Annotated in this window: 23 protein-coding genes and 1 pseudogene; 8 read left to right on the forward strand and 16 right to left on the reverse strand. The window is 32.4% G+C overall.

Features of this window, described 5'->3' with window-relative positions; all coding sequences use genetic code 11:
• The first annotated feature begins 1 nt into the window (after window position 1).
• Entirely contained in the window at window positions 2-928 is a 927-nt protein-coding gene (gene arcC / locus HMPREF9707_RS03025) for a carbamate kinase (RefSeq protein WP_006701247.1), read from the forward strand.
• A gap of 46 nt (window positions 929-974) precedes the next feature.
• Here arcC and HMPREF9707_RS03030 read toward each other — a convergent pair whose 3' ends face one another.
• From HMPREF9707_RS03030 to HMPREF9707_RS03045, 4 genes are all read right to left on the reverse strand, one after another.
• A complete protein-coding gene (locus HMPREF9707_RS03030) occupies window positions 975-1406 on the reverse strand; it encodes a pyridoxamine 5'-phosphate oxidase family protein (RefSeq protein WP_006701248.1) in 432 nt (143 codons plus the stop codon).
• 255 nt (window positions 1407-1661) lie between these two features.
• The gene (locus HMPREF9707_RS03035; protein ID WP_006701249.1) at window positions 1662-2204 is read right to left on the reverse strand and encodes a hypothetical protein; all 543 of its coding nucleotides are present in this window, start codon (window positions 2202-2204) and stop codon (window positions 1662-1664) included.
• The gene (locus HMPREF9707_RS03040) at window positions 2204-2554 is read right to left on the reverse strand and encodes a hypothetical protein (protein WP_006701250.1); all 351 of its coding nucleotides are present in this window, start codon (window positions 2552-2554) and stop codon (window positions 2204-2206) included. The genes HMPREF9707_RS03035 and HMPREF9707_RS03040 overlap by 1 nt, the downstream gene beginning before the upstream one ends.
• Before the next feature lie 2 nt (window positions 2555-2556).
• The gene (locus HMPREF9707_RS03045; protein WP_006701251.1) at window positions 2557-2904 is read right to left on the reverse strand and encodes a hypothetical protein; all 348 of its coding nucleotides are present in this window, start codon (window positions 2902-2904) and stop codon (window positions 2557-2559) included.
• 556 nt (window positions 2905-3460) lie between these two features.
• Here HMPREF9707_RS03045 and HMPREF9707_RS03050 point away from each other — a divergent pair.
• The 4 genes from HMPREF9707_RS03050 to HMPREF9707_RS03065 all read left to right on the forward strand — a co-directional run bounded on the left by HMPREF9707_RS03050 (window position 3461) and on the right by HMPREF9707_RS03065 (window position 6441).
• A complete protein-coding gene (locus tag HMPREF9707_RS03050) occupies window positions 3461-3835 on the forward strand; it encodes a hypothetical protein (protein ID WP_006701252.1) in 375 nt (124 codons plus the stop codon).
• Between the two features lie 2 nt (window positions 3836-3837).
• Window positions 3838-4197, forward strand: a complete 360-nt coding sequence (locus tag HMPREF9707_RS03055) for a hypothetical protein (RefSeq protein ID WP_006701253.1) — start codon at window positions 3838-3840, stop codon at window positions 4195-4197.
• A complete protein-coding gene (locus tag HMPREF9707_RS03060) occupies window positions 4190-4762 on the forward strand; it encodes a hypothetical protein (protein WP_006701254.1) in 573 nt (190 codons plus the stop codon). The genes HMPREF9707_RS03055 and HMPREF9707_RS03060 overlap by 8 nt, the downstream gene beginning before the upstream one ends.
• Window positions 4763-5205: 443 nt before the next feature.
• Window positions 5206-6441 (forward strand): IS256 family transposase, encoded by a 1236-nt coding sequence (locus HMPREF9707_RS03065; protein WP_006701255.1) that lies wholly within the window; start codon window positions 5206-5208, stop codon window positions 6439-6441.
• Window positions 6442-6520: 79 nt separating this feature from the next.
• Here HMPREF9707_RS03065 and HMPREF9707_RS03070 read toward each other — a convergent pair whose 3' ends face one another.
• From HMPREF9707_RS03070 to HMPREF9707_RS08675, 3 genes are read right to left on the reverse strand one after another with little or no spacing between them, the layout of a single operon-like run.
• Entirely contained in the window at window positions 6521-6964 is a 444-nt protein-coding gene (locus tag HMPREF9707_RS03070) for an Msa family membrane protein (protein WP_006701256.1), read from the reverse strand.
• A gap of 13 nt (window positions 6965-6977) precedes the next feature.
• The gene (locus HMPREF9707_RS03075) at window positions 6978-7568 is read right to left on the reverse strand and encodes a CPBP family intramembrane glutamic endopeptidase (RefSeq protein WP_006701257.1); all 591 of its coding nucleotides are present in this window, start codon (window positions 7566-7568) and stop codon (window positions 6978-6980) included.
• Window positions 7569-7619: 51 nt separating this feature from the next.
• On the reverse strand, window positions 7620-7790 hold the full coding sequence (locus HMPREF9707_RS08675) for a recombinase family protein (RefSeq protein ID WP_415751408.1): 171 nt from the start codon (window positions 7788-7790) through the stop codon (window positions 7620-7622).
• Between the two features lie 557 nt (window positions 7791-8347).
• Here HMPREF9707_RS08675 and HMPREF9707_RS08450 point away from each other — a divergent pair.
• Window positions 8348-8707, forward strand: coding sequence for a JAB domain-containing protein (locus HMPREF9707_RS08450; RefSeq protein WP_006701258.1), 360 nt, complete (start codon window positions 8348-8350; stop codon window positions 8705-8707).
• A gap of 340 nt (window positions 8708-9047) precedes the next feature.
• Window positions 9048-9194, forward strand: a complete 147-nt coding sequence (locus HMPREF9707_RS08680; RefSeq protein ID WP_083857145.1) for a helix-turn-helix domain-containing protein — start codon at window positions 9048-9050, stop codon at window positions 9192-9194.
• 390 nt (window positions 9195-9584) lie between these two features.
• Here the strand turns inward: HMPREF9707_RS08680 and HMPREF9707_RS03085 are convergent, their stop codons facing one another.
• Window positions 9585-10121 carry a hypothetical protein gene (locus HMPREF9707_RS03085; RefSeq protein ID WP_006701259.1) on the reverse strand — a complete coding sequence of 179 codons (537 nt, stop codon included), beginning with the start codon at window positions 10119-10121 and terminating at the stop codon, window positions 9585-9587.
• Between the two features lie 451 nt (window positions 10122-10572).
• Window positions 10573-10998: an ATP-binding protein gene (locus tag HMPREF9707_RS08685; RefSeq protein ID WP_083857146.1), complete on the reverse strand. Its 426-nt coding sequence runs from the start codon at window positions 10996-10998 to the stop codon at window positions 10573-10575.
• 699 nt (window positions 10999-11697) lie between these two features.
• Here HMPREF9707_RS08685 and HMPREF9707_RS03095 point away from each other — a divergent pair.
• Window positions 11698-12750: an IS30 family transposase gene (locus HMPREF9707_RS03095; RefSeq protein ID WP_006701261.1), complete on the forward strand. Its 1053-nt coding sequence runs from the start codon at window positions 11698-11700 to the stop codon at window positions 12748-12750.
• Between the two features lie 179 nt (window positions 12751-12929).
• Here the strand turns inward: HMPREF9707_RS03095 and HMPREF9707_RS03100 are convergent.
• The 7 genes and pseudogenes from HMPREF9707_RS03100 to HMPREF9707_RS03130 all read right to left on the reverse strand — a co-directional run.
• Window positions 12930-14288: pseudogene (locus tag HMPREF9707_RS03100) on the reverse strand (PTS transporter subunit EIIC); the annotation flags it as partial.
• A 49-nt stretch (window positions 14289-14337) separates the two neighbouring features.
• Window positions 14338-15129, reverse strand: a complete 792-nt coding sequence (locus HMPREF9707_RS03105; RefSeq protein WP_006701263.1) for an HAD family hydrolase — start codon at window positions 15127-15129, stop codon at window positions 14338-14340.
• 44 nt (window positions 15130-15173) lie between these two features.
• Window positions 15174-16010 (reverse strand): SDR family oxidoreductase, encoded by an 837-nt coding sequence (locus HMPREF9707_RS03110; protein WP_006701264.1) that lies wholly within the window; start codon window positions 16008-16010, stop codon window positions 15174-15176.
• 1 nt (window position 16011) lies between these two features.
• Window positions 16012-17094, reverse strand: coding sequence for a mannonate dehydratase (gene uxuA, locus HMPREF9707_RS03115; RefSeq protein ID WP_006701265.1), 1083 nt, complete (start codon window positions 17092-17094; stop codon window positions 16012-16014).
• A 29-nt stretch (window positions 17095-17123) separates the two neighbouring features.
• Window positions 17124-18524: a glucuronate isomerase gene (gene uxaC, locus HMPREF9707_RS03120; RefSeq protein ID WP_006701266.1), complete on the reverse strand. Its 1401-nt coding sequence runs from the start codon at window positions 18522-18524 to the stop codon at window positions 17124-17126.
• 11 nt (window positions 18525-18535) lie between these two features.
• On the reverse strand, window positions 18536-19174 hold the full coding sequence (locus tag HMPREF9707_RS03125; protein ID WP_006701267.1) for a bifunctional 4-hydroxy-2-oxoglutarate aldolase/2-dehydro-3-deoxy-phosphogluconate aldolase: 639 nt from the start codon (window positions 19172-19174) through the stop codon (window positions 18536-18538).
• 191 nt (window positions 19175-19365) lie between these two features.
• A complete protein-coding gene (locus HMPREF9707_RS03130) occupies window positions 19366-20043 on the reverse strand; it encodes a FadR/GntR family transcriptional regulator (RefSeq protein WP_006701268.1) in 678 nt (225 codons plus the stop codon).
• Window positions 20044-20174 lie beyond the last annotated feature (131 nt).

Consider the following 20174-nt stretch of genomic DNA (forward strand, 5'->3'; position numbering starts at 1 on the left):
CTTGAAAAAAATTGTATTAGCTTTAGGTGGAAATGCATTAGGGAATACACCAGAGGAGCAAAAAGAAGCAGTAAAAATTACCGCGAAATCGATTGTAGACTTAGTTGAGCAAGGTAACAAAGTTATTGTTTCACACGGTAACGGTCCGCAAGTTGGAATGATTAACCTAGCCATGGATATTGCTTCAAAATCAGAAGCACAAACAGCAGAAATGCCATTCCCAGAATGTGGGGCGATGAGTCAAGGTTATATTGGATATCACTTACAAAATGCGATTCAAAATGAGTTATTAGCCCGTAAAATGGACCAAACCGTCGCATCGGTTGTGACTCAAGTTTTAGTTAATAAAGATGACCCTGCCTTTGAAAATCCTACAAAACCAATTGGTTCATTCTATAGTAAAGAAGTTGCCGATGAAATGATTGAAAAAGGCTTCTTTTTCAAAGAAGATGCAGGAAGAGGCTATCGTCGCGTTGTTCCATCACCAAAACCAGTAGATATTATTGAAAAAGAAGCCGTGGAACTGCTTTATAACAATGGTATGATCGTGATTGCTGCTGGTGGTGGCGGTGTTCCAGTCATTAGTGAAAATGGGGCATTAGAAGGGGTTGCCGCAGTAATTGATAAAGACTTTACATCCGCTAAATTAGCTGAATTAGTGGATGCTGATACCTTAATTATTTTAACTGCTGTTGAGAAAGTAGCGATTAAATTTGGGCAACCGGATCAAGAATGGTTATCTGAACTCTCAATTGAGCAAGTAGAACAATATTTAGCGGATAAAGAATTCGCTGAAGGCTCAATGAAACCAAAGATTGAAGCTGCTTTAGGCTTTGTGAAAGCAAAAGAGGGTGGATCTGCCTTAATTACTTCTCTTGAACAAGCTTTTGACGCATTAGCAGGTAAAACAGGGACTTGGATCAAATAATTTATGAAATAATAAGGTCAACTCTTTATTCGAGTTGACCTTCTTTTCAATGATTAGACTTGAAATCAAAGGTATATCGATGTCCCTGTGTTAAACTATGGTAAAAACCAACACCTTGGTAACATTGAAAGACTTGCATTGATGAATGATCAGTGTGATTAGGATAAACTTGATCAATATAAGGATGATTTGGTAGCAAAACATCTAGCATTGCACGATCAACTGGTCGCACATCACCTTCAATTCGGATCACTTCAATAAAATAATCTTCTTCACGATAACTTGTAATAGCAACTTTTGGGATTGTCATCAGTTGTTGGTAAAAATGAGTATCCGGACTTGTCATAAAGTAAATACCATCTTCATTCGCTAAACCAATATGAATGGGTCTTGCATGTGGATTACCATCTTGATCAGCCGTTGAAAAGATAGCAAGACCATTTTTGGCTAATTGTTGCATAATATCATCTAATAACATAGAAAGACTCCTTTTAAAATAATTGTTCGATAATATATATTATGTAAACTAATTAATATGAAAGATAAAAGTTTGACTAACACCCTATGACACTTTATCATTCGCATTCTTGAGAATCCACTTGTGAACTTATTTTCAAGTAGCTTACCACAAAGCTACCATACGTTATATCCCCAGTCAATGATTAAATTACATTAAAAATAAAAGCAAGCCAACCCTATCAAAATAGGTTGGCTTGCTTTTATTTAAAAGGGTTTACTCAGATTCAGATTTAAGTGTGTATTCTATATTATCTAAGATTAACTTATCATCTTCAATTTGTGCGTCAATGACAACAACTTTGTTATATCTAACTCTTAGAACGTTATCTTTATTATAGATATCAATTCCATTAAATTCTATAATAAACGATCCATTTATTTTAACGACATATTGAACTTGGTCATAAATTTTAGACAATTCTCCATAAATTACTCTATCAGCAAGACCTTGTTCTTCGAGTTCCTTAGCTTTTGAAACTAAAGACTCATTCGGTTGATTTTGACTTGGCATAGTTGGATTTGCATTTTTAATTGCCGCTTCGTCTTCTATTTGTAAGTATGGTATGATTTCAATAAATTTTTCGTATATAGCACCTCCAGCAAAAGATAGGATTAATGAATCTTCCGAAATTAAAATTTGTTCAATAACCGCATTTTCGTCTGAAGTTGTATATACTTTGTAATTTTCTTCAGCAAATATATTATGTGAAGGTAACAGCAACACGATAGAAACGATGGTTAAAAATAATTTTTTCATTAATCTACCTCCACTAAAATTTCTCTGCTCTGAATAGGTGCAATATTACCAGTTACTGTACCGGAATACAGTGCATACCACAAATATCTTTTTCTAGCACTAGGACCGAGCCTTCTCTCCATATAGGAAAACGAAAGAGTTCCGGAGTATACACCATCATTGTAATAAAATGTCTTGGAAAACAATGGTGGATATTCACCATCGCCTATAAGTACCCATTGACTAACCCTTTTGGTATAGTAACCCATTAATTCATTCTCATTATCTAACTGGCTGGAGGCTGAAGTTGTAGTTGGTTTAGTAAAATTAAAAACTAAAAGAAAGCTTAAAACAAGAAAGATTTTTTTCATTTTTATTCAGCCTCCGTTTTTATTATAACTTTTTGCATTGGGATAGGTCCATCAACTGGATACACATAACCACTATAAACAGCAAGAGGTACACCTGCCATATTTTTATAATCAATCAGCTGTAAATATCCATGCCAGGGTCCATCTCTATAATAAAATTTGTATGGTGGTTTAATAGTATCAGGTGACAATAGTACCTTATGTTGGTCTATCCACATTCTTCTAATAGTACTTAAACTTTCAGTAACAGGATTATTAGTAAACTCTTGTGCGGAAACATTCGACATGAAAATTGTTTCTTGTAATATAAAAATACTAAGAACAATAAAAGCTTTTTTTATCATTTTCATTCATTTCCCCCCTATTATTAAAAAATCTTAAGTGATACAGATATGTATAGCGCCATACTAACCGTAATATATCAAAAGAAATTAATTTAGTCAACTCTATATTACATTTTGGTTAAACTTTAATGTATTATTTCTAATCATATCTTGAAATTATCAGGAAAACATAAATGGATTAGGGTTGTTCGTCAAATAAAAGTATGTGTGAACATTAGAAAACAATATCCTGTCGATTCTTCTTGATCCTTCATAGTTATAGTTGATTATACTAATAATGAAAGTTTCACTTGAAAAAAGTCTATCTGTGCACCCCTTTTAAATTTAAAGTATAGTTGTGCTTCTTTGAAAAGTAAGGTTTATTTTAAAATATAACGAACATTTATGCATATTAACGTCATACCTGAACATATTTACTGCATTATATTACAAAATCGAAATTAAATATTGTAACCTTTTTATCATCGTGTTATAATCATTTTAATAAAACTGAAAGGAGGTTTATTGTCGCACAATATTGTTATATCTGTAAAGTAGTCAGGAAAAGAAAGGATATAGAAATATGAAAAATAAAAAACATTTTTATTACTTGCTTTCACTATGTTTTGTATTGTCCTGTACTCCAGTAAGCGATCAGAAAGTTAATGCCGATAATTTCACAAATCAATTTGGTTCTTCTGATTCAATCGATTTACAGTCTAAAGTTATTTATCATACTGTTTATTATCCTTATTCAATTTATAACATGAATATAAATTCAAAAAAATTCAAGCCGATTCCGAATACGTATTATTATAATAATGGTTCTTCTCAAGGTATTTTATATCTTCAATCTTGGGAATCGGGACCTAACGCATATAAAGCTACCTATAAAGGATATGTTGGAAGTCAATACCCTATTCCTGCAAGAGATAAAGAGATCAAAGAAAGAGGATAAATATGAAAAAATTAAAAATTATTTTCGCGATGTTATCTGTGTTCACTCTAACTAATACAACTATATCTATTAATCAAAATTCGGTAGCTAGTGCTGTTGAATTAAATAGCTTGCCACCTAGAAGAATATATTTTGAATTTTATTCAGACACGAATTATGGTCCTTATTATACTATGGAAAGAACAGAAGCTGGTGCAACATATACCGGTAAATTAGCACGTACAACACAGTTTCATGATGCTAAAATAGCCCTTTATAAATACTCTGGTTATTTATATCCTATTAATGGTCCTAGACCTGGACAATTTAAAGTAAAAAATTTTGAATTACTATTTAATCGAGGTGAAAATTTAAATGAATAAAAAATATAAGAATATTTTTCTTTACATGATAGTTCAAATGTTTTTATTAATTCCAGTTTTTTCAATATTTATTAATTCTGCTTCTGCAAATGAAATTAAGTATGATGATTTTATCGGGGTTTATCAAATAGAAGATGATTCGCAATTAAAGTATGTTGAAATAGAAGAAGGATTAGTAACTTTATACTCTGATAAGTACAATCCTTTTGATGCAATTGATCAAAAAGATACTTATCATTTATTACTTGAAGCGGTTTATGATTTAATATATAATCCTCATTTATCTTCTTTAACTGAACTAGATGAGAAAGAAAATGACCAAGAAGTTATAATTGAATTAATCGAGTATACTTCTGATAATAAAGATGAATTTAATTTTAATACTGATTATTTAGTTCGTATCGAAGCTAAGGCGGATCATTTCATTTCAAAATCTACCAATCAATTTAAAATTAAACTTAAACCGAACAGTTCAATTTTACTAAAACTTAACGAAGATGGCGACTTAGAAGATGCACATAATAATGTAACTTTTAAACGCATTGAAATGGAGAAAGATAATTAAGTTATACTAATAATCGTTATCAATGAATAAAATAGGATTGGTAAAGAAAAACTTTACCAATCCTATTTCTTTACATTAAAAATTTATTTATAGTACTCTTCCCTTGCTATTCGTAATTTTTTAATTTTTTCTAAATACTTTACAATATCCTCTGTGTAATATATTGAATGAGGTCTTTTCGTATTTTTTGCATACACATGAATCGGTGTTAATCTCCCTGCTTCAACCTTTTCTAGTAACATTGAATTTCTTATCTTACCTTAGTCTTATACTTTTTACTCAAATGACTTACTTCTAGTAACATCTCTATTCCTCTTTTTTATTCTTGTCATTTTCTGCATAGTGTAAAATTTCTTGTGTAACCTCCAAAGTCCATAGAAAAAGGGACCTTTATCTTGTAAGATTGTAGTTACGACAAAACAATCACTTACAGGAGGTCCCATATGGAAAACTTTAACACAAAATTAATGACAGCACTAGCTAAAGGTGAGTCTATTCATGAAATTTTTAGACAAGCCTTGGAGGATGCAGTCAATCTTTTGCTAGAATCCGAAAGAACCGTCTTCTTAGATTATGAAAAATGGGATATTAGAGGATACAATTCTGGAAATTCAAGGAATGGTTATTACTCTCGGCGTTTAAAGACGGAATATGGCACCCTCGAACTCAAGATACCCCGAGATCGCTTGGGTGAATTAGAAATTCAAACGGTTAAAGCCCTGAAAGAGTCTCATTCGCATCTCGAACAAATGATTATTTTGATGTATCAAAAAGGGATTACGACTCGTGAAATATCGGATCTCATCGAAAAAATGTATGGGCATTATTATTCAGCAGCTACCATCTCGAATCTATCAGACAGTTTTAAAGACGAATTGTATGCTTATCGTCAGGAAGTGATTCAGGCTGATTATGTGTGTCTTTATTGCGATGCAACCTTTATCCCAGTGAGACGAGGGACGGTTTCTAAAGAAGCTGTGCATACCATCGTGGGCATTGATTCGAAAGGCTATAAGAAAATACTCGATTTTCAAGTATATCCTACAGAGTCAGCGCTCCATTATCGTGAAATGCTTCAAGATTTGAAACGTCGCGGTCTCCAACAGGTCCTACTCTTTGTTTCAGATGAATTAACCGGTTTAGCAGAAGCCGTTACCCATGAATTCCCTCAAGCCTTACACCAAAGTTGTTGGACCCATCTTTTGAGACAAATGGGTTCAAAAGTGAGAGTAAGTGATCGTTCAGAAGTTCTAGCGGCTTTAAAACAGATCCCCAAAGCTTCCAATATCAAGGAAGCGACACAGCTACTGGGTGAATTCTGTCAACAATGGGAATCTAAATATCCAAAACTGGTAAAACAGATGAGAAACAAACAGAATCTCTTCTCTTTTATGCATTTTCCAAAAGTGATTTGGCCTTCATTGTATACCAACAATCTTTCCGAAAGTATCAATAAACAACTGAAGCGACGTACAAAAACGAGAGAACAATTTCCACATGATTATTCATTAGAGAAAACCGTTTACTGTTATGTTTCAGAATATAACACACGATTTAGCCAACGAATACATAAGGGATTTGGACAAGTAACGTTTGAATTAGAGGCGCTCTTAGCACAGAAACAATCCGTTAAACGGAGTCAAATGACACTAAAGAAGAATGAAACACACGTTTCATAAGTAATCAATTAAACACTAAATACTGTACTAAAATTATCCAATGAACTAAGACATATAAAATACAATTTTACAATCGAGTTTACACAATTTTTTTGACACTACCATTTTCTGACTTTGAAGTAATAATTTTTGTTATTAAATAACTAATAGTCACATACATTATTAAGGTAAATATCAGTTGTGATAAGTCTATTGGACTATTTGCAATTTCGATAGAGGTCTCCCCTACTTCTCTACCATTTCCTAATCTAAAGGCATCCCATTTTCCATTACTCTTAACAATAAGACCAAAGATTATATAAATTATAAAGCTTGTTATAGGTAATAAATAGTGGTGATTGTTAACCTCGTTAGTAAGCTTATATTCCTTTTTTATTAATATAGAATTGACAATTATAGGTAATATTAAAACTAAAAGAACTATACCCATACTCATTTTGTCTATAAATAAAGCTAGAATCAAAAAAATCAACGCATTGATTATAATTGATTTTAAGTAAGTATTTTTTGTAGTGTTTTTCATAAAAATCTCCTTTTTACATATAAAAAAAATCTACTAAAGAATTGTTTAGCCAGTGAAGTGCAAAAGCATTTTCATATCCAAACTTATCATATAAAATATATAGAACAATAGACATAGGAAACTTGCTTATTATATTTATAAGTACATCTACATTTAAATGTAATATTAAAGCAAATAATATGGATCCTATTACTATTGCGTATTTCTTATCAAATCCTCTTAAAAGTATTTCAAATATTATGAACCTAAATAAAAATTCTTCACTACTAGCCACAATTAAATTTCTAAAAATATTTATACTATCAATCTTCAATATATATTTAAAAAATATAAACCCTATTAAGATATAAATTGTATAATTTTTAAGGTTAATCTTTAAATATCTATAATCTATGCCATAAATTTTTTTAGCGATAAAAAAAGGTATAATAACAAAAAAAATGAGCATACACACAGTTAGCCAGAAAGTAGATAGAAGATTAAAATTTTGATTATTAGAACTTATAATGGTTAAAAAACCAGATAAGGCATAACTTATACCAGCAATAGCTATTAAAGCAAAAGATATTAAAATAGATTCAGTTTTTTTAGAATTGTTGTTCATAGCTTCCTCCTTCCTAAATAAAGGGGAAAAGCGATTGTTTTTCCCTAAACTTTATGTGATAAACTCCGATAAGTCTGTATAATTTCTTCCTAAACGATCTAGCTCCGTGACAACTACAATATCTCCATCACGAATATAATCAATCAAATTCAGTAATGCTTTTCTATTGGTATTAGCTCCACTCTGTTTATCATAGAAAATCTTTGAGCAGTTTTCTCTAATTAAGAAATTTGTCGCTCTAAATTTTGTTCATTTGAACTAACACGAGCGTACCCTACCTACTTTCAAATTCCCACCTCTATTCTAAATTAAAAATGTATTATGAACAACCCTATTGAACACTTTAAGAGACTATTAAATGAATATTTTAAAATTGTTCATTAGAGTATACCCTATTGAACAATTACGCTAAAAAATAAAGCATTACGTATTAATTTAATCATACTTGATTTATTAATAAGTCCAATTTAAATTTCCAATCACTGGTATATTCATTTCAGTTTTTAAAAGTTGGGTACTCATTTTTAATATTAATACTCCTATATCAATCGGAAACTTTTGTAACTCAAAAGTTTCTTATCAGCACTTCCTCATGTGAGGAAGTGCTTTTTTCGGTTGCACAAGCCACCCTTCTATCGCAAGGGTAAATACACGATTATCTCTAAGCTCCTTCGTCGCTAAGATCTAATCGCCCTTGTCGATTTCAGGGCGTTTGCGCCCCCTTCAAAGTAAGCCCACCCCCAAAGGGATAGGCAAAATAAAATTTAGGAGTGGTAAATATGAAAACAATCAAAAGTTTATTGAGTAAAAACGCTAGGGAAAAGTTAGGAGAAGTATCAATTTCTTTGTTACTATCAGATGAATTTATTCAAACAAATGATATTCTTACAGCAAGGGATAGAGAAAAATTAGAAATTATAAAAGAAAGCTATGCTTCATATGTGATTGAAAATTTTGAAGGTAAAAAAATTCTTTCAACACAAGATGCGGGAGAATTTGGGATTCAATTATTAGGTGAAAAAAAGCAAGAACATTTAGTTGCTGTTTACCTAAATTCTAAGAATAAGATACTAAGTCACAAAACAATTTTTATCGGCTCGGTAAATCAATCAGTTGCTCATCCTTTAAAGAAAAATTGACTAATTCTTTTTCTCCTTTTATTTCAGATGGAAAGTTAGGTACTAATTCTTTAATTTTTGAATTTCGTCCGACTGATCCATTAATTCATCATACGTGGGTAAATTATAATCGGTCATTCAATCTCCCTTTTTTAAGAACCTTTTTTATCAGTAAAAAAATATAAGTGTAACATTCATTATACACATTATACCATACCCTGCTAGAATAAATGATGTTTAGAATTTATATATTCGCTAGATTAATTGAGACAAACAAGAAAACTCATAACAGGTTCGTATAAAATGTTAGTAACCACAAAAATACACACGGAGGACCTGTTATGAGCTACAAAATCTTACCATAGAAAACTGTTCAAAAATAGAAGTACTTTATCATGAAGGCTATACAGTGAGTCAAATTGCTGAAGCCATCGGGCATCATCGTTTAACGATTTATCGAGAGCACAAGCGTGTTAAGTCAGCAAGTTACGATGCTCAATTGGCTTAAGATAACGCTACTGAACATAAATCTCTTAAAGGTCGTCGCCTTAAACATACGCTTGAGCTCACTCAAGATATTCAAACAAAGTCAGAATTAACTTGGTCTCCCGAACAAATTGTAGGACACTGCTATTAAAATAGATTATCATTTAAAACAATCTATAACTGGATTTATCAAGGTGTCATTGAGGTCTCGTTAAATTGCCTGAGACAAAAGGGTAAACGACGCAAACCTCAGGAGACCAGAGGTAAATTTAATATGGGAACCTCTTGAAGTACTCATGCACGAACTCGTTCAGTTAGAATGACTTTTTGTCGCAATAATTATTGCAATTCTTCAAAAAATAAAAACTAGCCTACTCTATCAAAATAGGTAAGCTAGCTTATTTAAAAGGAATTACTCGGATCCAAGTGTATATTCTATATTATCGAATATTAATTTATCATCTTCAATTTGTCCCTCAATGACAACGACTTTGTTATATCTAACTCTTAGAACGTTATCTTTATTATAGATATCGATTCCATTAAATTCTATAATAAACGATCCATCTATTTTAACGACATATTGAACTTGGTCATAAATTTTAGACAATTCTCCATAAATTACTCTATCAGCAAGACCTTGTTCTTCGAGTTCCTTAGCTTTTGAAACTAAAGACTCATTCGGTTGATTTTGACTTGGCATAGTTGGATTTGCATTTTTAATTGCCGCTTCGTCTTCTATTTGTAAGTAAGGTATGATCTCAATAAATTTTTCGTATATAGCACCTCCAGCAAAAGATAGGATCAATGAATCTTCCGAAATTAAAATTTGTTCAATAACCGCATTTTCGTCTGAAGTTGTATATACTTTGTAATTTTCCTCAGCAAAAATATTTTGTAAAGGTGACAGCAACACGATAGAAACGATGGTTAAAAATAATTTTTTCATGAATATACCTCCCCTTTTTAAAAAACTTATGTGATACATATATGTATAGCATTATAATAACTCAACTATAGCACAAAACATTAAGTTAGCCAAGGATATATTATGTTTCGATAGTGTCAAATTATTGTTGGTTTTCCTCTACCATATTTTTATGTTTCCCTGAACCCAGTTTCATGGATTCCATATTTTAACCGACGTCTTTGACACCGCGCCTCCGTCGGTATTCACTTCATCGCCTCTCGCTTTCGTTATGAAGACGGGTTTCACTCTATTGGATTTCAATAATCAGCGATTGTTCGAAAAAATCTGCCGATTCCGTGTGCTATTGGAATAGTGTAAGATAGCTACTTTACGAATTGTAAATATCAACACAAAATTGTACAAAAGTGTGAATATAAATATGCACAACTACATCTCATATTGACTATACGCTTTCTTCCTCTTCCTTGCTTCAATAATCCTTTAACCGATAAGAATCGCCATTAATTTGAACCACTTTTGAGTGATGAAGGACGCGATCAACAATCGCATGTGCAATTAAAGCATCTTGAAACAGCTCATCCCAATTACCAAAGGGAATATTCGTGGTGAGTATGGTGCTCTTAGTCTCATAGCGCTGATCAATGACCTGGAACAAGAGACCCTCCTCTCCAGGATTTAAGGGAAAGTAGTCCAGTTCGTCGATAATGAGTAAGCTAGCCCGATTATAGTAATGTAATTTGCTCTCTAATCGGTTCTCTGACTGAGCCTTCCTGAGCTTCTCTAAGAGCTCGCTACATTTAATGAAATAGGTGCTATAGCGATTCCTAGTAGCTTCTAATCCAATTGCCGCGGCCAAATGAGTCTTGCCGACTCCGCATGAATGATTATCCGTTATCTCCTCCTGTCTGTGAAGCTTCTATTTGTACATCTTTATTTTGTCAAAAATGTACATTTTTATGTTAGCGCTTACACGAATCCAACCATACTGACGGGCGTCTAATTTATCGAATTACATATCTTTGTAATAACGCATTGGAGAGTTTACGCATCGTGTCTCCAATGGTTTTGATACACATTGAAAATCTTATTTTCGCTTGAATCGCTTAATTATATAAATCTGCTATCATTTTACTAATTTCTTGTATAATTTGTGTTACAACATTCATGAATAATCCTCTAACTTTCTGTGTTTTTTTGCCTACTAACTGTATAGTAGAGGGTTATTGTTTGCTTTTAGCTTACCAACAGTTATTTTACAGTAAGGTATCATTTTATTAAGTGTCTGTGTTATAGGCAGTTTAATGTAAAATGTATGACTCGTTTAAAACCTATTAAAATGTATAAAGATATATCAAAATTAAAAATAATCCCCTTCTAATTATTTATAATCTGTAAAATTATAATTCTGTATTCATATTTCAGATGATTTATTTTCTGTTTAAAACTAAAAAATCCCATCAGATTATTATTTAAATAAGATAAAATAAAGGTGTGTTGTAAAATGAATTGCAACACTCAGTAATTTCTGAAATACAAAAAGACATGAAGATTCGTTATACTTAAATCACCACAAAATAAGCAAAGGAGAATCTTCATGTCCACAAATAATTATAACACAAATCAGAACCGATCATTTACTCATTTAGACTTTAAAGAAAGACAGCTAATAGAAAAATGGTTAAATGAAGATATTAGTAAAGCAGAGATAGGCAGACGCCTTGGACGTAACCGCTCCACAATCCATAGAGAAATTAATCGGGGCACTGTAGAACAGATCAAGCAGATTAATGGCTATAATAAGAAAGTCACTGTGTACTACTCAGATTCCGGTCAATCTGTTTATGAAAATAGACGTTTAAAGTGTGTCCGCAAAAAGATTGTTTCTTTCTCGAGCGCTTTCTTCTCTGCGCTGGAGGATGCCTTCACTAAAGGATTGTTTAAAGGTAAACAGCGGCTCTACAACATAAAGACATTTATAGCTCTTTATAGAAAAAAGCATCCTGTAGAGAATATACCAACGTTTAAAACCGTCTATTCATATATACGTCAAGGTCTTTTGTCTATCAAACCACATGACTTACCTGTCATGTATCGTCTGAAACCAAGAAAAAACCAGCATAGTAACCCTAAGGGTAAAAACAAAAGAATCCTAGGTACCAGTATCACCGATCGTCCAGAGGACGTCTTATCAAGAGAAACATTTGGACACTGGGAAGCTGATCTGGTTAAAGGGAAGAAAACGAAAAATGAACCGGCAATCATTACCTTGGTAGAGAGAAAAACACGCTATGCCATTACTAAGAAAATCAGCGACTATAAAAGTCAAACGGTTAAAAATGCCTTTGAAGAGATTCTAGCAGATAACCCTAACCTATTTGCTTCAATAACTTTTGATAATGGTTCTGAATTCTCCTTAATGTCTGAACTCAATACAGACGTATATTTTTGTCATGCCTACGCATCCTGGGAACGGGGCTCAAACGAAAACTTCAATAAACTGTTGAGGGAATTCATCCCTAAAGGAAAATCCATCCATCTTTTTTCAGAAATGGATATCGATCAAGCCACTCAGGCAATCAATAAAAGGATTAGAGAAGTGATAGGGCTACGTTCATCAGAAGAGTATTTTCAACAATGTCGTATTTAAATTTTTTCTTCTCCTAGGGGAAGAAGTAAAGAGATTTTAAGTTCATCGAATCATGTAACAGAAAGTGTTGCATTTAACTTTACAACTCAAGAAGATAAAATAAATCTAATAGGATTAATATTTATAATTGTTTTATATTAAATTATAAATTATATTTAATTTTTAGCATTATAATCAGTTTCGTCAAAACCAAGTAGAGCTTGAACTATAAAAGTAACAGTAGTTGTGATTATAATAGTGATCACTGCTTGTAATAAGTAGTTTTCATTCTCGGATATCCACATTGGTAGTGATAATAGTGCTGGTGTCACATATATAAATGCCTTCATCTTAGCAAGTGACGCAAAAACACCACCTGCAAATGCCCCTACCATACTTGCAATCATCGGCTTTTTAAGAGGCAAGTTAACACCATACATTACCGGACCAGTTGTTCCACCTAAAAATGCTGTTAAACTTGTTGAGTAAGCTAGTGACTTTAACTCTTTATCTTTCGCACGGAATCCAACAAATAAACCAGCTGCTGCTTGTGACATGTTTGCACAAAGTGCTACTACTCTAATAATAGGGTCGAATCCTTGCTCTGCAACTAATGTAATACTTATAGGACTGAGCGCCTTATGGACTCCAATTGATACTAACCAGGGATATGCTGCAGCAAGTAGTGGTATTGCAATAAAACCTACTGTATCATATAGAAAGACAGATCCGTCTGCAACAAGCTGACTAATCCAATCTCCTAATGGTCCAAATACTAAAAATGTCAAAGGTGCGGTTACTAACATTGTCATAAGTGGTACTCCGAATACTTTCATCATATCTGGAACTATTTTTCGGAAGAACTTTTCAATATAACTCATTAACCAGACTGTTACCAAAGCTGGAATCAATGTAGTTTTATAGTTAATCAAAGGTACATTTAAACCAAGGAATGTAAAAGGAATACCGTCAGCAATAATATTCATCCATGTAGGATGGACAGTCATTAATCCCATGAATCCACCCAGATACTGGTTAGCTCCAAATACTTTTGCTGCTGAGAACCCAGTATATGCAGGTAAGAAGAAATATGCTGTATCAAATATGAAAGATAGAAAAATATGTACTGGATGAGTTTTAGTTAGAATTCCTGCTAATTCTAAAACAAGAACAATAACTTTTCCTAAGCCAGCACCTGCCATAACTGGAACAACTGGAGAAAGACTTGCTGTAATTGCTTTAATTCCTCTATTAAATAAACTCTCTTCTTTTAGTTTTTCTTTTTTCTGTTCTCCATCGTCATTTGAATCTAAGTATTCTATAAGGGAATCATATACTTCAGAAGCAGAATCGGTAAAACTTACATGGATACCTAAACTGTTATAATTGATGTTTGAAACACCAGAAACATGTAATAAATCTGACGTTCTTACTAATGCAGGATCTTTTACATTAAAAACAAATACATTTTCATTTTGATTAACTGTTTTAATATTTTGTTTCCCGCCGAGATGTTCAACGAGATCAAGACTAACTTTTTCGAACATTTTCATCCTCATTTCGAATTAATTTTGTAAATTATTGAGTAGCTCACTTTATTAAATTTAATTATTCTAGGTTAGACCAAAATTTATCTATTAACTTTTTCTGGTTATCTTTAAGGTAAGTTCCATCTAAAATATTTGCTAATTCACTATCAACTAAGTGATTCCAAGATTCTTTTTCTTGCCCTACTAAGATGGGATAAAATAAAGCACCATTAGAAGTAGCTGCTGTTAAATCACCAGGGGAATCTCCAACCATCAATATGCGATTACTAGGTTGTCCGTTGCGAATAAATTCCGCAATGACATCCTCTTTTTTTCCACGATTTTGACAATATAAATCGTCTACATATTGGATTAAATTATGACGAGTCCACTCATCTTTAACAGCTGATTCGTTAGCAGAGCTTACCACATAAACTGTTCCTTTCTCTTTTAATAATTTTAAAGCATGATCAGCACCCTCAAAGTATTCATCGTCATGTTTATTATCTCGTAAACTAGAATTAATTAATTCTGACCATTTTAATGCTTTACGTAAATTTTCTGAATTATTTACTTTTAATTTTTCTTTGAGTGAATCATTGGAGAGTGATTCTGTAGAATCCACCCATTCTTTTAAGTCATCAATATTATTATATCCAACAGAATCTAGTGCTTTGACAAGTCCTACAAAACGATTAACTCCACGCGTTTTAGTATAGAGATTAATTTGTTCCCAGTTTTCTTGAAAAACTTTAGGATCTTTTACCTCAAAAACTTCAGCTGCTAAAGGTCCGAAGAAATCTTCGTGTTTATAAGTCATAGTATCCATAACTGCCCCATCCGAATCAATACAAAAAATAAAATTTCCCATTATAAATACCTCTTTCTATATATCTATTATGTTTTTTTAATAAATTAAACACCCGAATACGCGTTGAAACCGCCATCAATTGGAATTATCACTCCGTTAACAAAACTTGCTAAATTTTCGCTAGCAAGAAAAAATGTAGCACCTACTAGTTCATCTGCTTCACCAAAACGTCCCATAGGTGTATTTCTAAGAATTTTTTTAGCACGTTCTGTTGGTATTTCTCCATTAAAAAGAAGATTTCTATTTTGATTAGTTACTAAAAATCCTGGTGCAATGGCATTACACCGGATACCAACGTGAGAAAAATGGACAGCTAACCACTGGGTAAGATTACTTACTGCTGCTTTAGCTCCAGAATAGGCTGGAATTTTTGTTAGCGGTGTATAAGCATTCATACTTGAAATATTAATAATATTAGTTCCTTTACGTCCAATCATATCTTTGGCAAATACTTGGATTGGCAATAATGTTCCTAAAAAATTTAAATTAAAAACAAATTCAATACTATTTTTTTCTAAACCAAAAATTGATGTCGAATTTTCAGTTAAATATGTTTCATGGAACTCATTCTCAGTGGTAGCCTTCGGATTATTTCCCCCAGCACCATTTATTAAAATATCAACTTTTCCTAAATCGCGTAAGACACATTTTCTAACTTCTTCAAGATTTTCTTTATCAAGGACATTAGCTTTGTAAGCAATCGCTATTCCACCATCTTCATTTATTTGATTTGCATTATTTTGTGCAGCTTCTTCATTTATGTCTAACAATGCTACTTTTGCACCTTTTTTAGCAAATTCTTGTGATATTTTAGCACAGATTACGCCACCAGCTCCTGTAACAACTATTACTTTATCCGTAAAATCAATGTTAAAAGGCATATTATGTCTCCTTTCCGAATTTTTTTTGTAGTAAATCTTTATTTTCCATATTACGTATAGCTTCCCATAAACCTGATAAATATGTTGCTCCTAAAGCTCTATCATATAATCCGTAACCAGGGCGCCCGGTTTCTCCCCAAATCATTCGCCCATGATCCGGACGAATTGGCCCATTCCAATCATAGTCACTCAATGCCTTAATTACTTTATACATATCTATTGAACCATATTCGGTAGGATGTGCTGATTCCTCAAACGATTTCCCTTCTTTAAGCAAGATATTACGAGTATGCATAAAATTGACGCGATTACGTTCGAGTGCATAGCGTAAAATATCATTCACATCATTTGTAGGATTAGATGCATATGATCCAACACATAATGCGAGCCCGTTGTTTGGGCTATCATATATATCTAAGAATCTAGCTATTGCTTCTTTTCCAGTAATAATTCTAGGTAATCCAAAAATTGAATATGGAGGATCATCTGGATGGATTGCCATTTTGATTCCAACTTCTTCGGCAACAGGAATAATTTTTTTAATAAAATATTCTAAATTCTTCCACAGCTTTTCATTATCAATCTCAGAATAGTTCTTTATTATATCGGCTGTTTCTTCTTTAGTATAACTAGAATCCCAGCCTGGTAGTGAAAGATCCCCATTTAACGGATCCATCCTTCTAGCAACACATTCATCAAAAATTAAAGCGTTTGACCCGTCATAGAGTTCATAGGCGAGGTCAGTTCGTGTCCAATCGAATACAGGCATAAAGTTGTAACAAACCATGTCAATACCGCATTCAGCAATATTTCGTAATGTTTGCTTATAGTTTTCAATTAATTTGTCACGACTATCTTTACCCATTTTTATATCTTCATGAACAGGTACCGATTCGATTCCTGATAAACGTAAACCGTGCTGCTCTACCATATCTTTTATTCTCTGAATATTTTCGACAGGCCATACCTCTCCTACTGGAATGTCATACACAGCTGAAATAATACCTCGAACGGTAGGTATTTGACGAATATTTTTAAGCGTTACAGGATCATCTTCGCCATACCATCTAAATGTCATTTCCATTAATCAATTCCCCTTGTATTAAAAATATACTATTCTTCAAAAAAACGTTTAGCATTGTAATAAGCAATATTCTTAGCTACTTCTCCTACAAATTCAAGATCATTAGGGATTTCACCATTATCCATCCACTTTCCTAAAAGTGAAGATAATATTCTTCTAAAGTAATCATGGCGAGAATAGGATAAAAAGCTTCTAGAGTCTGTTAGCATTCCTACAAAATTGGCTAACATTCCTTGCTCTCCTAAAGTTTTCATTTGATCAAGAATTCCACGTTTGTGATCAGAAAACCACCATGCAGAACCAAATTGTAATATACTCCGTTGTTTTTTCTCATTCGCTTGGAAGTTAGTTAGTGTGTTAGCAACAATTGTGTTGTAGTTAGGATTTAAGTTATACCAAATCATTTTCGGAAGTTTATCTTCTTTTTGGAGGTAGTTAATAAAACAGTTCAATCCATGAGCAAGATCAGTTTGATCACCGATTGAATCAAATCCACTATCGACTCCAACTTGTTCATAGTAAATTGAACTATTATTTCTTTGTGCTCCAAAGTGAATTTGAGCAACAAAACCATATTTTTTGTATAGTCCACATAATGATTTAAGAATTTCTGTCTGCCATTGTGATATTTCTAATGTAGTAAGTTTTTTATTTTGAAGTTTTTTGCGTAATATTAAATCAAGAACATCTTTGTTTGTGGGACAAAAACTTATTGAATCTAAACTTATATCAGATGCCTTACAACCACAGTCTGCAAAATATTTAACACGTTTTTCTAATCCATTAACAAAATCATGATAAGATTTAATTTCAATCTCTTCGAGTTCACTTAAAGCATTCACAAAATGATTAAAATCTGAATGATGAACAAAAGCAGAGTCTGGTCTGAAAGTTGGTGCTACTGTTGTATTAAATGTCTTATCTTCATTCAGTTTTTTATGCCACTCTAAACTATCTAATGGTGAATCGGTTGTTCCAATGAAATCTACATTGGACTCCTTAATCAACTGTCGTGGACTAAGTTTTTTTTCATTGATATAATCATTTAAATGATCATATATTTCTTTCCAATTATTCTCATTCAAATGTTCTACAACACCAAAAATATTTTTTAATTCTAAATGACTAAAATGAAACAACGGATTTCCAAAAGCTGTACCAATAGTTCTTGCCCATGCTTCAAATTTTATTTCATTATCAGCGTTCCCTGTAATTTTACTTTCTGGTATTCCATTTGCTCGCATCAAACGCCATTTATAATGGTCACCATCTAACCATAAATCCACAATATTATTAAATGGTTTATCTTCATAAATAACTTTAGCATCCAGATGGCAGTGAAAATCAAAAATTGGTAAATCCTCTATTAATTGATATAACTTTTTTGCTGATGGACTTTCAAGTAAAAAAGAATCATTCATGAAAGACATCTATATTCCCCCTATGCATTAAAATTTTTAACTTTATCACTAAAAATTTTCGCTGTCTCAGTAATACTTTCGTAACCCATTTCATCTAGATTTTTAGTTAATGCACTTCCGATACCTACAGCTATCGCTCCTTTTGACATCCATTTTTCAATGTTGTCAATTGATACTCCACCAGACGGCATTAAATTTGCATCAGGAATTGGACCGTGGATATCGCTAATGAAATTTGGTCCAAGTATTCCGCCTGGAAAAATTTTAATAATTTTACATCTTGCTTTCATAGCGTTTACAATCTCGGTTGCAGTAGCACAGCCTGGCATGTAGTAGACATTTTTTTCGTGCGCAAACTCTGCAATTATTGGATCAAAATGAGGACTAACCAAAAATCTTGCCCCAGCCTCATAGGCTTCTTTCGCCATTGATAGATTCATAACTGTACCTGCACCCACAATGACTTCATCATTATCACTATATTTTTCTACTAAATTCGAAATTACTAATGTAGCATTTGGTGTCGTATAGGTTACTTCTAGGTTTTTGATACCACCTTTAACAGCAGCGATACAAATCTTTTCTGCATCAACCTCATTTTTACCACGGACTACAGCAAAAATATAATTTTTTTGCAAAGTACTTAATAACTCGCTCATAACCGCTCCTCCTAAATATAATATGTAGTAGAATTTAAATAAACCCAAAGTCATCTGATGACTTTGGGTTTATTCTAGCTTTATTTAGAATTTATGTCAAGGAAATACGTGTTTTATTGTTATAATTACATAGAAAAATAAAAAAAGTGATTTAACACATAAGTCATCCTATGTATTTCAAGAGCTTAAATTTAATCTAAAATTGTGCGTCGGTTATTTATAATATGAATTAAAGCAGCATCGAATGCAGCAATCTCATCACCTTTTTTTAGAGCATCTAATATTTCACGATGCGATATAATGGTCTCTTCCTTTATGGTTGCAGATGAATATTTTTTATTATACTGAACAATAGATTCATATATTATAGGGAATAAATTATAGAAAGCTATACTTTGAGAAGCTTTGGCGATCACTTGGTGAAATTGTATATCATAATCTAAATGATCCAAAGTCTCATTTACTATAGAGTTCTCAATTTTTTTCGCTAAATCCTCTAATTCGTGAACTTGTTCTTTTGTAATATATCTTGCTGCTTTTGCAGTCATGGTGGGCTCCACTAAATATCTTATTTCAAATAAATCTTGAACAAGCTTTAACGGCTTTTTAATTTTTCCAAAATTTAAAATATCTTCAGTTTCATTTGGGCCTGGTCCAACATAGGTGCCAGAACCATGTCTAACCTCAAGGACATTGATTGAAACCAACATACGAACAGCTTCTCTCAATGTACTGCGGCTAACTTTAGCATACTCTGCAAGCTCATTTTCATTTGGCAAACGCTCTCCTATAGCTAATTCATTTACTTTTATAAAATTTATAATTGCATCTGCAGCTTGTTCAATGCGAAGTTTGCGGGTTGCTTTCATATCACCTATACCACCTTATCTTATCTATTCGTAAGTTTAATAGCATATTCTTCAGAGTTTATATTTAGAAAAAATTCGATTTGAATTTTTATACTATAACAACTTTAAAGATATTTTGCACTGAATTGTTA

The sequence above is a fragment of the Falseniella ignava CCUG 37419 genome (assembly GCF_000301055.1).
GTDB lineage: Bacteria > Bacillota > Bacilli > Lactobacillales > Aerococcaceae > Falseniella > Falseniella ignava.

Excerpts from the sequence above, each read along its gene's own strand:
- HMPREF9707_RS03030 (WP_006701248.1), bottom strand. The coding sequence starts at position 1,406 with ATGTTATTAGATGATATTATGCAACAATTAGCCAAAAATGGTCTTGCT.
- HMPREF9707_RS03035 (WP_006701249.1), bottom strand. The coding sequence starts at position 2,204 with ATGAAAAAATTATTTTTAACCATCGTTTCTATCGTGTTGCTGTTACCT.
- HMPREF9707_RS03040 (WP_006701250.1), bottom strand. The coding sequence starts at position 2,554 with ATGAAAAAAATCTTTCTTGTTTTAAGCTTTCTTTTAGTTTTTAATTTT.
- HMPREF9707_RS03045 (WP_006701251.1), bottom strand. The coding sequence starts at position 2,904 with ATGAAAATGATAAAAAAAGCTTTTATTGTTCTTAGTATTTTTATATTA.
- HMPREF9707_RS03050 (WP_006701252.1), top strand. The coding sequence starts at position 3,461 with ATGAAAAATAAAAAACATTTTTATTACTTGCTTTCACTATGTTTTGTA.
- HMPREF9707_RS03055 (WP_006701253.1), top strand. The coding sequence starts at position 3,838 with ATGAAAAAATTAAAAATTATTTTCGCGATGTTATCTGTGTTCACTCTA.
- HMPREF9707_RS03060 (WP_006701254.1), top strand. The coding sequence starts at position 4,190 with ATGAATAAAAAATATAAGAATATTTTTCTTTACATGATAGTTCAAATG.
- HMPREF9707_RS03065 (WP_006701255.1), top strand. The coding sequence starts at position 5,206 with ATGGAAAACTTTAACACAAAATTAATGACAGCACTAGCTAAAGGTGAG.
- HMPREF9707_RS03070 (WP_006701256.1), bottom strand. The coding sequence starts at position 6,964 with ATGAAAAACACTACAAAAAATACTTACTTAAAATCAATTATAATCAAT.
- HMPREF9707_RS03075 (WP_006701257.1), bottom strand. The coding sequence starts at position 7,568 with ATGAACAACAATTCTAAAAAAACTGAATCTATTTTAATATCTTTTGCT.
- HMPREF9707_RS08450 (WP_006701258.1), top strand. The coding sequence starts at position 8,348 with ATGAAAACAATCAAAAGTTTATTGAGTAAAAACGCTAGGGAAAAGTTA.
- HMPREF9707_RS03085 (WP_006701259.1), bottom strand. The coding sequence starts at position 10,121 with ATGAAAAAATTATTTTTAACCATCGTTTCTATCGTGTTGCTGTCACCT.
- HMPREF9707_RS03095 (WP_006701261.1), top strand. The coding sequence starts at position 11,698 with ATGTCCACAAATAATTATAACACAAATCAGAACCGATCATTTACTCAT.
- HMPREF9707_RS03105 (WP_006701263.1), bottom strand. The coding sequence starts at position 15,129 with ATGGGAAATTTTATTTTTTGTATTGATTCGGATGGGGCAGTTATGGAT.
- HMPREF9707_RS03110 (WP_006701264.1), bottom strand. The coding sequence starts at position 16,010 with ATGCCTTTTAACATTGATTTTACGGATAAAGTAATAGTTGTTACAGGA.
- uxuA (WP_006701265.1), bottom strand. The coding sequence starts at position 17,094 with ATGGAAATGACATTTAGATGGTATGGCGAAGATGATCCTGTAACGCTT.
- uxaC (WP_006701266.1), bottom strand. The coding sequence starts at position 18,524 with ATGTCTTTCATGAATGATTCTTTTTTACTTGAAAGTCCATCAGCAAAA.
- HMPREF9707_RS03125 (WP_006701267.1), bottom strand. The coding sequence starts at position 19,174 with ATGAGCGAGTTATTAAGTACTTTGCAAAAAAATTATATTTTTGCTGTA.
- HMPREF9707_RS03130 (WP_006701268.1), bottom strand. The coding sequence starts at position 20,043 with ATGAAAGCAACCCGCAAACTTCGCATTGAACAAGCTGCAGATGCAATT.